The 13,041-nt window shown below is 44.6% G+C and carries 7 protein-coding genes; 5 read left to right on the forward strand and 2 right to left on the reverse strand.

The window, feature by feature from the left end; genetic code table 11:
- Positions 1-193: 193 nt before the first annotated feature.
- Together AC27EZ_RS09980 and AC27EZ_RS09985 are read right to left on the reverse strand one after the other, a co-directional pair.
- Positions 194-3,136: a TonB-dependent receptor gene (locus AC27EZ_RS09980; protein ID WP_487135186.1), complete on the reverse strand. Its 2,943-nt coding sequence runs from the start codon at positions 3,134-3,136 to the stop codon at positions 194-196.
- A gap of 65 nt (positions 3,137-3,201) precedes the next feature.
- A complete protein-coding gene (locus AC27EZ_RS09985) occupies positions 3,202-5,886 on the reverse strand; it encodes a family 16 glycosylhydrolase (RefSeq protein WP_487135187.1) in 2,685 nt (894 codons plus the stop codon).
- Positions 5,887-6,437: 551 nt separating this feature from the next.
- Here AC27EZ_RS09985 and AC27EZ_RS09990 point away from each other — a divergent pair.
- The 5 genes from AC27EZ_RS09990 (at position 6,438) to AC27EZ_RS10010 (ending at position 12,962) form a co-directional block, all read left to right on the forward strand.
- Positions 6,438-7,823 (forward strand): GH1 family beta-glucosidase, encoded by a 1,386-nt coding sequence (locus tag AC27EZ_RS09990; RefSeq protein WP_487135188.1) that lies wholly within the window; start codon positions 6,438-6,440, stop codon positions 7,821-7,823.
- 19 nt (positions 7,824-7,842) lie between these two features.
- Complete coding sequence (locus tag AC27EZ_RS09995; RefSeq protein ID WP_487135189.1) at positions 7,843-9,177, forward strand: glycoside-pentoside-hexuronide (GPH):cation symporter; 1,335 nt, start codon at positions 7,843-7,845, stop codon at positions 9,175-9,177.
- Between the two features lie 68 nt (positions 9,178-9,245).
- Positions 9,246-10,250 (forward strand): LacI family DNA-binding transcriptional regulator, encoded by a 1,005-nt coding sequence (locus AC27EZ_RS10000; RefSeq protein WP_487135190.1) that lies wholly within the window; start codon positions 9,246-9,248, stop codon positions 10,248-10,250.
- Between the two features lie 77 nt (positions 10,251-10,327).
- Positions 10,328-11,410: a methyl-accepting chemotaxis protein gene (locus AC27EZ_RS10005; protein ID WP_487135191.1), complete on the forward strand. Its 1,083-nt coding sequence runs from the start codon at positions 10,328-10,330 to the stop codon at positions 11,408-11,410.
- A gap of 46 nt (positions 11,411-11,456) precedes the next feature.
- Positions 11,457-12,962: a sensor histidine kinase gene (locus AC27EZ_RS10010; RefSeq protein WP_487135192.1), complete on the forward strand. Its 1,506-nt coding sequence runs from the start codon at positions 11,457-11,459 to the stop codon at positions 12,960-12,962.
- The last annotated feature ends 79 nt before the right edge of the window (positions 12,963-13,041 follow it).

Raw genomic sequence — 13,041 nt, forward strand, 5'->3', positions numbered from 1 at the left:
GCTTTTGTGTCTGGTAACGTAGGGCAATAGCAGCGTGTTTATTAATGTGTGGTGCAGATTTATTACGCCTTAGTACAGTTAGGAGAAGGCGAATGATTACGAGCGAGTGATTGCGACGTGTTCGTGCTTAGAATAATAAAGAGGGTGAAATAAAAAAGGCCGCTAGCGCGGCCTTTTGTTGTTTATGCTCGTCTTAGAACGAGTAACGTGCACCAAAGGTGTAACGCGGACCGTATTGACGAGCAAACAAGAATTGCTCTTCAAAGCGACCGTAGCCACGCTCAGTCTCATCGTTAATGTTCACGCCTTCTAGGAATACCGTAAGGTTATCCGTTACGTCATAGTTGATGCTTGCATCAACTTGACCGAAGGTATCAAACTGCGTTGCTGGGTTATCAGATGAACCTTGTGCTTGGCCAATACCGATAACATAGTCTGAACGCCATGCGTAGGTTACTTTTACCGACAAGCCTTCTTTCTCATAGAACACTTGGAAGTTTGCTGAATCGCTGATACCTACCAATGGGTTCTGCGGTGTTAAGTCATACGGGTCGTATTCAACATCACCATCTACGAATGTCGCGTTTGCGCCTACACCAAAGCCGGTTTCACCAAACGTATGCTGAACGGCAAGCTCAATACCTTCAACAGTTTTTGTGTCGTTTAGGTTACGAGGCTTGGTTACACGCCAGTTGATAAGGGGGTCATCAGCATTGGGTGAAACCACACCATTTGCATCTGCATAACCGTTATCAACAAAGTAACCGTAAATAGCACTGTCAGTGGCTTGAACACCTTGTGCTTCAAGCGCTGATACCGCTTCGTTCCAACGTGGGCCTTGATAAATATCGTTTAAGCCGTCAAAGGTTTCATCTGAAGCAGAAAAGTCGATATAGTTTTTAACTGATTTTCTGAATAAACCAACAGCCGCAAAACTCGATTCGTCGTAGTACCACTCAAGTGATAAATCTAGGTTTGTTGACTCGTACGGTAACAGCGCAGTGTTGCCTTCTGATACGGTACGCGCGCCTATTTTAGGGCTGCCACTAAATGAACGGCCACCTTGTAAAAGGCCAATAGGAGCGCGAGTAATTGATTTACCCCATGAGAAACGTGCAACTACGTCATCCGTCACATCAACTTTTACATCAAACATAGGCAATACGATATCGTATTCGCCGGTAAAATCTTGAAGCTGAAGATCGGGTTGGAACGCGGTGATCCACTCGGAAGCCGCTACCCAATTTACTTGAATTGGCACACGTACTTCAGCGGCGCTAGGAACTTCAGTTTCTTCATAACGAACACCAGCGTTAATTTGAACGTAGTAACCTGCAAGGTCAAAGTCCCACTCAGTCTGAACGTAGATAGAGTCTGTAGTTTCTTCAACGTTGCTTACCGTAGGCGCGCCCATAAAGTACGGGTCAATAGAGTACGCATTGCTTTCACCCACCACATCTGCGGTTAAATACGCGAGCTGACGCGCAATGGCTTCGTCAAAGTTAAACGTATAGTAGTAGTTTGGGCTAAGTGCCGAGCCACCACCATCAAACGAATCTAAGAAGTCACCTGTGTCATTTCTGACAAACATGCTGTCTGGGAATATTTGAGTGAATGATGGGTTAAAGCCAGGGCCGCCGCGTAAACCGCTCCATGCGGAAAAACCGCTAAGTGATTGTTGCGTGCGTGCGTAACCGAAATCAACTTTTATCAATGGGATGTCGAATGATGAATTAAACCACGTTCCGTCTAGCTGAAGCTGCTCGATATCAGAACGCCCCGGTGAGTATATAAATTGACTGAAGTTTGAATCAATTTCGCTCGGTAAAACCTCATTGCTGCCATTGTTCCAGTTAACCAAAAACTGCGGGATGTCACCTGAACGATAGTCATACTCTTTAGACTGTAGTTGATCAGAGCCTAGAATAATCTGCCCTGCGCTGCCTAGACCTTCGTCGTAGCCATTATCAGTTTCGTTGTATGAATCATGGTAATCTAGCGTAAAATGCCAGTCGTCATTTAGCTCCCAATCTAGATTTACACCAATAGAGCGCGCGTCGACGCGAGTGGTATTTCTACTTGCAGTAAATGACGCATCATCACCGCTTATATCTGCATAAATCGCAGTACCATTTTCGTCAAGCTCATACGCGTTGATGTTAGCGCCAAAGTTATTCCAAATACCCCAACCCACAGAGTTAGTGCCGGTTGTTGCTCTAGTCGCGGTGTAGTCGACCGTTGCCGTAAAGTTATCAACCGGTCTGAATTGGAACGTAACTTGAGCATTTTGGCGTTCACGTTGAACGTCGTTAATGCTGTAGTTCATGTCTTTAGGGAAGAAAGCTGCATCGGTGATATTACTGCGGTTATCAATAGCGTTTTGCGCATCCAAATCGGGTAGAGCGTCATTTTCTTGTAGTACCCACCCTTGAATGTTTGCGGCTTGCTGTTGGAAATCACGCTCTTGATGCGAGAATGACACACCAAACCCGAACATATCGTCTGCAAAGGTGTTGCTGTATACGCCGGCGATTTCAGGCGTTACATCGTCGCCCTCTTCGTTAGAAGTGTCATAAATACCTTTTGCTGAAAACGTAAAGTTTTGACCCGGTTGTGACAATGGCTTCATGGTAATAATGTTTACCGTCGCGCCCAGGCCACCACTAGGGTTTTCAGCTCGTGCTGTTTTATGAAGCTCTAATGTATTGACGCCTTCAGAGGATAAGTTCTCAAGGTTAAAGGAGCGAGTAAAGCCGGTGCCCGGCATTTGACGCCCGTTTAATGTCACAAGGTTAAACTCTGGTCCGAAACCACGAACCGTAATTTGGCTACCTTCACCGTTTGAGCGGCTAATGGTGACACCAGTAATACGCTGGAGCGCTTCGGCTAAGTTGGTATCTGGGAATTTACCAAGTTCTTCTGCAGAGATGGCGTCAACCACACCGTTCGAGCTTCGTTTAAGGTCCATCGAACGCATGAGGCTTCCACGAATACCGCTTACTTGGATAACTTCTAGCTCTGCCTCTTCTGGCACGTCAGTTTCTTGTGCTAGCGTTGGCATAGTGAATGCGGCTGTGCCCAATAACAACGCCATGGATGTGGCAAGCTGGGTCTTTTTAAAGGTTATGTTTTTCATAGTTGACCTACAAATCTTATCAATTTGATTGGATGACCGACGACATCGTCGGCCATCAAGCTTTGTTATTGCGCTGCAATTTCAGCGTTGTCGATGCGGTACACTGCGCCTTCACCGGTTCCCCATGCAGGGAATACCATAACGACATCAATGGCACTGATATCTAAACCAGCATCAAACAATGTTTGTAATGGGAATGTGTAGGTTTGCCATTCTCCGGCTACTGGGTCTGCCCCTTCTAGGCTCGCAGATAAAGGTAGCTCGACAGCTGTTGCGGTATCACCAGATTCAATCTTGAATAACCACGGCGCAGATGCATCATTTGGCATTGCGCTTACTTTCATTTCAAAGCGCACTGCACCATTTGAAAGTAGTGCTGAAGCGTCATGATATACACCTTCATCAGCAAGGAAACCCATTACCGTTGGTGCTGCACCAATTCGGAATTCAGCGACTACGCCATGAGCGTCGTCATCGATTTCTTCTGTTGGCGTAGAGCCTCCACAGCAGTCCCAAATAGACCATTGATCTGCCGCAGCATCAGCGAATAAGGTTATTGCACCGGCAGCGCCATTGCCGCCTTCACTGTCTGGGTGATAAAACTTCACATTATCAAGACGGTATACTGCGCCTTCACCCGTGCCCCATGCTGGGAATACCATAATTACATCGATAGCGCTGACATCAAGGCCTGCAGCTTGCAATGAAGATATAGGGAAGGTGTACGTTTGCCACTCACCAGCGACCGGGTCTGCACCCTCTGCGCTCTCAGCAAGTGGAAGTTCAACCGCGGTTGCACCATCGTTTGATTCAATTTTAAATAACCAAGGGGCAGATGCATCGTTTGGCATGCTTACTACACGCATATCAAATTGAAGTAGGCCACCATCAGTTAGCGCTGTTGCATCAAACGGTGTATCACCACCACCTGACGCTGAGCGTGTAATAAAGCCCATTACTGTCGGCGCTGAGCCTATGCGGAATTCAGCAGTAAGACCATGTTCTTCATCATCGATTTCTTCCGTTGGCGTAGAACCGCCACAGCAGTCCCACATTGGCCAGTCTGGATTTTGCTCATCTTCAAAGATAACCAACTCTGGGTAAGCCAATGCTGCGTCTTGTGAAATTTCTACATTTGCAACACGGTAAACGGCACCACTACCTGTGTCCCATAGTGGGAAAATCATAACCACATCAATGGCACTGGTATCAAGCCCTGCTTCTGTCAGCATACTAAGTGGGAATTCGTACGACTCCCACACACCCTGTGTTGGGGTAGCAGCTGCTGTATCAGATGGGCCGACATAGCCGTCCATAAGTGGCAGTTCAACGGCGGTTGTGCCTTCTGAACTTTCAATTTTAAATAACCATGATGTTGTTGCATTGTTTGGAGCAGACATCATTTTAAGGTCAAATTTAACGCTTCCAGTTTCTTCCATCGGAGAGGCATCAAAAGGTGATGCTTGACCTTCAGGATCGGTAATGAATAGCTCTCGACTAATAAAGCCCATTACGGTTGGTGCATCGCCAATACTAAACTCGTAAACCTGTCCTTCAGCACTGTCTTCTACAAGCGCTGGAGTACTACCACCACAGCAGTCCCATGCAGGCCAGTTAGGATTTGGCGTGCCACCAAAAATAGTAAGGTTTTGTGCAATACCCGTTGATGGCGGTGACGGAATAGGCGCTGCACCTTCAACCATGGCATCGTCTAATGAATCATAACCAGGGCGGACCGTTTCACAACCTCTACCCGTATCAGGGTCTGAGGCACATTCATAAACACGCACATAATCAATGGCGAACGTTTGACCTTGTGCAAACGCATCGGCATTAATGCCGGTTTCATTTACCGCTTCAGGCCAGTTTCCACCTACTGCTAAGTTAAGAATAAGATAAAAATCTTGGTCGAACGGTGCGTTGTCCCAGAACGTAGTAAGTTCGCCAGAGCCCTGTTCAAAGTACTCTGCATACCAACCACGATGCGCAAGTCCAGTGGCTTCGCCTTTGCTGTTTACACGAACTTCAGAGCGGCGCTGTGTTGCATACAAATAGCCATCCATATACCAACGTATTTCACCTTCTTGCCATTCTATAGCGTAGGTATGGAAATCGTCTGCTGGGTTAGCGTCATTAGGTAGCGAGTATGCTTGGCCTGAACTGTCATTGTTTGGCCATTCTTTACCATAGTGGAGCGTACCGTATATATGCGCTTCTGGATTACCGTCGATATCCGCTGCTTTTAAGTTTACGGCTTCAACAATATCGATTTCGCCAGAGCGTGGCCAGCCGCCGTATACTTCATCGGTCGGCATCATCCAAAAAGCTGGCCAGCTGCCTTGCCCTGATGGCATTTTGGCTCGCATTTCGATGCGGCCATATTTAAAGTCGCCTTTGTAACGTGTGTTTAAACGCGCTGATGTGTAGGGCTTCTGCGCCCCTTCTTCTGCCGGTAGGGCAACGATGTTGAGAACACCGTCGTCTACAAACGAGTTAGTGCCATCATCGGTGTAGCACTGCGCTTCATTATTACCACCGCCTGCGCAGTTTACTTCATGGGTCCATTTATCGTCGTCGATGCTAGTGCCATCGAACTCGTCACTCCATACCAATTGCCAGTCTGAAACTGGCGCTGATGGCTCTACGACGTTGATATCAGTTGAGGTAGTGGCGCCACCACCGCAGCCAAAGAGTGTCGTGACCGATATCGCAGCAGCTAGCCGCGATAGTTGAGTCGCTTTTGTAGTCATTGTTTCGCCCTTTGAAAAATAGGTTTTGTTGAGTTCGCCGCGATGGCTCTATTCTTTTGTAAGCGCTTACAGTTGTCGGGAAATTTTTTTGGAAGCGCTTACATGTCGCAAATGTAATCTACCGAAGCATAAAGATCAATACTGTTTCCAATTTTTTAACATTTCTCTTTTGTTTCGTCGGTTGTTTTTTACAATAAGTATCAAAATATTATTTCCATTTTAAATCAGTAGGTTATTTTTGATTTAAAATGCCTGATTATTGATTTCTTTGACATATAGTTACTTTTTTTAAAACTAATTGTTAACTTTGCGCAATACATTTTTAATTTTTTACTGTTTGCTACTAAACTTTATACACTGTCGAATACGTGAGTAATGCTTGTAAGAATGCAGATTGTAAATGTTTTGTGAATTCAGGTTGAGAGTAATAATGAAAGCGCTTACAATCGTTATCAAGTTATATGTGTAATGCCCAATATTTTGTTGCATTGGCATAAAAATATCCATGTGTAATTCACGTGTTTTTAATTTCGAAGAAAGGCTTTTCAATCATGGAAATACTGGCCAAATCCGGCTCACCTTTTACGAGCAAAGCGTTCACGATAGGTGTCGCAACCTCTTCTTTTCAAATAGAAGGTGACGCAGATAACAGAGAAAAATGTATCTGGGATACGTTCTGTGAGCAGCCTGGAAAAGTTGCAGATGGCAGTGACGGATTGATTGCCTGTGATCACGTGAATCGCATTGATGAAGATGTTGCTATCATCGACTCGCTTAATGTTGATGCATATCGCTTCTCTATAAGTTGGCCACGAGTGATACGGTCAGATGGCACTGTCAATCAAGAGGGGTTAGGGTTTTATATATCGCTGCTAGACAAACTTGCCGCTAGAAATATAAAAGCTTATGTCACCCTTTATCACTGGGATTTACCTCAATATTTAGAAGATAAAGGTGGTTGGTTAAATAGAGATACCGCATTTGCGTTTGCCGAATATGTAGATATTGTAACTAATGCATTTGCCGGTAAAGTGCATTCCTATGCCACGTTGAATGAACCGTTTTGTAGTGCTTATTTGGGCTATGAAATCGGTGTTCATGCCCCTGGCCTAATAGGCAAAGAGTACGGTAAAAAAGCAATTCATCACTTGTTATTGGCACACGGGCTCGCGATGAGAGTGATACGCAAAAATGCGCCGGGTATAGAAGCAGGTATTGTGCTTAATTTTACACCTTTTTACCCTAATTCCACTGCAGAAAAAGACGTGACCGCAACGAAACTTGCACATGATCATCACAACGACTGGTACATTAAACCGTTACTGCATGCACAGTATCCGGCATTAATTAACGAGATTCCCGTGTCGCACCGCCCAGATATTCGCGATGGCGATTTAGCCATTATTTCTGAAAAAATTGACTACCTTGGCGTGAATTATTATACGCGGGCCTATGTAGAAGACGACGGCAGTGACGACCCCTGTCAGTTGCCAGCGCCGGAGCATGCTGAAAAAACGGCGATGGGGTGGGAAGTATATCCACAGGGTCTTACCGATTTACTGTTGCAACTGCATAATGATTATACCTTGCCATCAATCATTATTACTGAGAATGGTTTAGCCAGTGATGATGTATTGGAATCTGGAGAAGTGAATGATGAGCAGCGTATCCGTTACCTCACTACACATTTAGATGCGGTAGCTGCTGCCATGGAGCAGGGTGTAGATATTACTGGCTACTTCGTTTGGAGCTTACTTGATAATTTCGAGTGGGCGTTAGGCTATGAAAAGCGCTTTGGTATTATTTATGTTGATTATGAAACACAGAAGCGAACGTTAAAAGCCAGTGCGCAAAAGTTGCAAGCACTGTTGGCCAAACGTCGTGAGCTAACAGAAGAGTCTGCAAAACAGTGTGAAGCAGTAACAGCGATAAAATAACGAAAAAACGGTGGAATAGATGGTTGGCGCGAAGGAAAAAATTGCCTATGGTTTAGGCGATACCGCAAGTAATTTTATATTTCAAACGGTGATGTTGTTTTTAACATTCTACTACACCGATGTTGTAGGTTTATCTGCCGCCGCGGTAGGTAGCATGTTTCTTTTGGTGCGCGTGTTTGATGCCGTTACCGATCCTCTTATGGGCTCACTAGCCGATAGAACAAGAACGCGATGGGGGTCTTATCGCCCATATTTATTGTGGTTAGCGCTGCCTTTTGCGTTATGTAGTGTGCTTGCGTTTACGTCACCAGAGTGGTTAACCGAGGATGGAAAGCTTTATTACGCGTTTAGTACTTATGCGTTACTCATGCTCATGTACACCGCAATTAATATTCCTTATTCAGCATTAGGTGGCGTATTAAGCGCTGACGCAACAGAGCGTGTATCCATACAATCTTACCGTTTTGTCTTTGCAATGGGGGGCGGCTTGCTGGTTACCTCTTTCATGCTTCCTCTCGTCGGCTACCTTGGCGATGGAAATGACGTAATAGGTTATCAACGTGCAATGACGGTAATGAGCGTCGTTGGTATGGTGTTATTTTTATTATGTTTTGCAGGCACCAAAGAACGCGTTAAACCTGCAAATGAAACGCCAGCCCCCTATAAAACGCAGTTGAAGTCAGTGTGGCAAAATGACCAAGCCCGCGTGTTATGTATGGTTGCTGTGGTGCTTTTAACCGGAATGGTGCTAAGAAATACTCTCGCGCTTTACTATGTCAAATACGTGCTTCAACGGCCAGAATCGGCCACCTTCTTTGTTACAGCGGGTATGATAGGAAGCATTATCGGTTGTGCGCTTGCTAACCCCGTTGCAAAACGAATTCCAAAGATAAAAGCCTATGTGATTTTACAAATAGCCAGTGCGCTAATATGCATTGCTAATTTTTTCATTCCTTACGACGCTTGGGCTGCTGCCGTTATGCTTCATTTTGCATGGGGGCTATTGCTGCAAATGGCGACGCCTTTACTGTGGTCAAAAATTGCCGATGTCGTTGATTATGGCGAATACAAAACCGGTCAACGCATGACAGGTTTAACGTATTCAACCATCGTGTTTTTTATCAAAGTTGGGCTCGCTTTAGGCGGCGCATTGGCGGGGTGGCTGTTAGCGTCATTCAATTACCAGCCTGATGCCTATGAGCCTACCGTCGCTGCCGGTATTGTTGCTGTTTTCTGTTTTGGACCCGCTATTGCGTCGATAGGTGTTGCGATTATCATGCGGTGGTATACATTAGACGAACTTAAAATTTCGTCTATCCAGAAAACATTGGGAATAGCATCGCAAAAAGCATAGTGCATTTTCTTACCACAAAGACGTTGAGCAAGGATATAAGCACGCCGACGTGCGATTAATGAACGATTATGGTTACAATAAAGCAAGTGAGTGAGCTCGCTGGAGTGTCTTCAGCAACGGTTTCTCGCGTAATAAATAATACCGATACGGTAAAAGAAGCTACCCGCAAACAAGTGCTCGCAGCGATGAAGAAGCTAGGGTACCGCCATAACGTTATTGCTGCGTCTCTTGCGTCTAATAAAACGCATACCGTTGGGTATGTTGTTCCTGAATTGCATGGTTCTTTTTTCGGTACCATGATGGCAGGTTCGGAAAAAGTCCTGCGTCAAGCCGATAAACATATGTTTGTAGTCACCGGCCACAGTGACGAAACTCTCGAAAAGAAAGAAATTGAAGCGTTACTAAGCCGTCGATGTGATGCACTTATTTTGCATGTTGAGGCCGTAAGCGATGAATACCTAATCGACTTGGCGAGCCAATCTGTGCCAATTGTCGTGGTAAATCGTTACATCAAAGAAATAGGTGAGAAGTGCATTAGCTTAGACAATGTGTTGGGCGCGTACTTAGCAACCCAGCACTTAATTAGTTTAGGTCACACTCAGATTGCTTATGCCGCAGGCGCATTATTTAAAGCCGATGGTATCAATCGTTTAATTGGGCATAAAAAAGCATTGCAAGAAGCCAATATGCCATTTAACGAGGAAACCGTTTCTGAAGGTAACTTCCAAGCATTCTCGGGTGAAAAATGTGTGGAAGAGTTAATAGAGCGACGCGTTGAGTTTACCGCGATTGCCTGTGCCAACGACGAAATGGCTTCTGGTGCAATCAATGCGCTGCGTAAGCATGGTAAGCGTGTACCTGAAGACGTATCAGTCATCGGTTTTGATAACATCGATTTTGCCAGCTACCTCACTCCTAAGCTTACCACTGTGAATTACCCCATAAGGGACATTGGCGCGATGGCGGCAAAGTGGATCCTTAACCAAGCATACGGGGACGGGAAGATGACAATGGAGCATATTTTGTCTCCCAGAATTATTGTGCGCGGCACCACAATGAAAATAAAAAGTTAAATTCAACTTCAGACTAATAGTGACGGTGCCGATAATTCTGATACTCTGGGTAAGAATAACTAAAGGTGGTGGCAAATATGTTTGTTTCTCGTGGCAGGTACGAAGAAAAAGAATCTCAACTCACACAGCTTGACGCAAAATATCAAGATGCCTTAGAAAAGGTGTCGATGCTTGAGTCAGAAAACGCTGAGCTACATCAACAGCTAGAGGCCGCCAGTAAAGCACAGGCACAAGCTAAAGACTCAACCATTATAAGATGTTTGCTAGTTTCTCTTGAGCAAATTGCTGGCATTAGAGAAACGGTGCTAGGGGCTTACCAACAAATAGATGCTGAGAGTAAATCTATCTCTAACATCAATGAGCTATTTAGTCAGTCTTCGACCGTTCTTGATAAAATAGTTAAGGACATGAGTGGCTTAAATACTCAGATGGGCAGCATGAGCGAGCGTATTTCTGGGTTGTCTACCACCGCTGATAATATTAATAAATTTGTATCGACGATTACCAGTATCTCCGATCAGACAAACTTGTTAGCACTGAATGCCGCGATCGAAGCTGCTCGTGCCGGCGATGCAGGTCGAGGCTTCAGTGTTGTTGCTGACGAAGTCCGAGCGCTTGCTACCGAAACGAACAAGTCAGCCACAGAAGTATCGGAACTGGTTAACGGTATTATCCAATCTACTGCGCAAGCGGTGTCTGGTGTGAATGAACTTCGTGGTAATAACGAAGAGCTCGAAGCGGGCATTACAACATTAAATCAAAGCTATGAAAGTATGGTCACGCATTGCGATAGTATGAAAAATACTATTGAAGACGGGTCACTTCGCACGTTTATTCAAACCGTAAAGCTTGACCACGTTGTGTGGAAAACAGACGTTTACGCTGTAATTTGTGGTGAGAGTGATAAACAGGCGTCTGAACTTGCCGATCATATGAGTTGTCGCTTAGGGCAATGGTGCAGTGCAAACGCGGGACAGCCTATTTCACAAAACACAGCGTTTAGAGAGCTTGATGTGCCTCATGCACAAGTTCACAAATGTGGCGTGGCCGCGCTAGATGCCAAGGCAAAAGGTGACAACGCCACTGCAGATGCTAAGCTTGTCGAAATGGAACGAGCAAGTGAAAAAGTCATGGCGCTGCTCGATAGATTGGCTAACTAACGTTAGCTTTAATCAGCATTAATTGCGCACACCAGGGTGAACATTGTTGAGCGGCTCGATTGATGAAACTGACGCTGTATCAGTATCTGATTTAAAGGCACAAGTAAAATCGCTTGAGCGCCAGCTCAAGCGACAAAAAATAGCACGGGAAAATGCTGAATCGTTCCTTCAAACGTATTCAAAAGACGCTTACTTAGCTAACCAAGCACTTCGTAAATCACTCCAAGACTCAAAACGACGAGAAAGAGAACTGCTTTTTCTCAATCGTTCCGCTTCCCAATTAACAGCTGCTGAAGATGGTATCAATTTTATTTTCTCAGCGCTTGAATCTGTTGTTGAATTTAGCGATGCCCTTTTCGGAAAAGCGCTGATTGTTAAAGGCGGTCAGATAATTAAAGGTGATGACGATAGCGTATTGTCGCCAGAAGATGGCTGGCTTGAAAAACCCCTTTTCACTAAGCTATTAAAAGAAGAGTTACCTCTTACCCTTGAGGAAAGCTATACGCATTGGTGTGTGAACGCGATTTCAAGGCCAGATAACCAGGCTGAAGCGCGACTATTACACTTTATGCAAGACTTAGGTAATGGCGAATTTGGTTGGCTTGCGCTGTTCACGAAAGATGACACGCTTGAAGAAGAAATGCTTTATGTTTTAGATACCACTAAACATTATTTAAAGTTTGGTATTGGCTATCAAAGTAAGACGCAAGAGCTTTCACATAAGAAACAAGCGCTATCTTCTATTAAAAAAGATCATGAGAATTTACAACAGAAGCTTGTCTCAGCAGACAAAATGGCGATGCTTGGGCAACTTGCGGCAGGTATTGCGCACGAGATAAATAACCCAATTGGCTACGTGCGCAGTAACACCGCTGTTGCAAAGGACATATTTAAAGATTACTTAAGCGCACTGGGTGAAATAAAAGCCCTCTGCGAGCGACAAGGCGGGCAGCTGTTTGATGAGTTTTGTGCCTTAGAAAATAGTTATTCTTTAACGGAAAGCGCTGAAGCCATTTCAGAGATGTTTGAAGAGTCGTCTGAAGGTATTGAACGCATTATAGATATTGTTAAAGCGCTACGTAGTTTTTCTTATCCGGGAACAGAAAAGAAAGAAACTGTAATTGTTAATGACGTTATCAACACAGCGCTTCGCTTAACGAGTAACCTCTATAAGTATAAAAATAACGTTGTTTTTAATGAGTCAAATGAATCCATTAATGTTATTGGCAGCGCAGGCCAGATACAGCAAGTCCTCGTCAACTTAATCACCAATGCAGTCTATGCAACACCTGAAGGTAAAAGTATTTATATAGATGTTGAAAAATCGCAATTTCAAGCACGTATTATCATAAAAGATGAAGGTGTTGGCATGTCTCAAGATGTGGTTGAAAAAATGTTTACGCCTTTCTTTACCACTAAGCCTCCGGGAGATGGCACAGGCTTAGGTATGTCTATTTCTTTAACTATAATAGAGGAGCACGGTGGCGAATTTGATATTGAAAGTAAAGAAGGGGTAGGCACGACAATTGGTATAACGCTACCACTTGCTTAGCTTTTTATTCGAAAAAATCCATTATTCTTTATACTTAAGTATAGACGTTGTGTATATTTGTTCTACGCTTACTAGATAA

It is taken from the genome of Alteromonas sp. 4NH20-0056 (assembly GCF_057539655.1).

Bases quoted from the DNA above. Each gene is read 5' to 3' on its own strand.
- AC27EZ_RS09985 (WP_487135187.1), bottom strand. From the start codon at position 5,886: ATGACTACAAAAGCGACTCAACTATCGCGGCTAGCTGCTGCGATATCG.
- AC27EZ_RS09980 (WP_487135186.1), bottom strand. From the start codon at position 3,136: ATGAAAAACATAACCTTTAAAAAGACCCAGCTTGCCACATCCATGGCG.
- AC27EZ_RS09990 (WP_487135188.1), top strand. From the start codon at position 6,438: ATGGAAATACTGGCCAAATCCGGCTCACCTTTTACGAGCAAAGCGTTC.
- AC27EZ_RS10005 (WP_487135191.1), top strand. From the start codon at position 10,328: ATGTTTGTTTCTCGTGGCAGGTACGAAGAAAAAGAATCTCAACTCACA.
- AC27EZ_RS09995 (WP_487135189.1), top strand. From the start codon at position 7,843: ATGGTTGGCGCGAAGGAAAAAATTGCCTATGGTTTAGGCGATACCGCA.
- AC27EZ_RS10000 (WP_487135190.1), top strand. From the start codon at position 9,246: ATGGTTACAATAAAGCAAGTGAGTGAGCTCGCTGGAGTGTCTTCAGCA.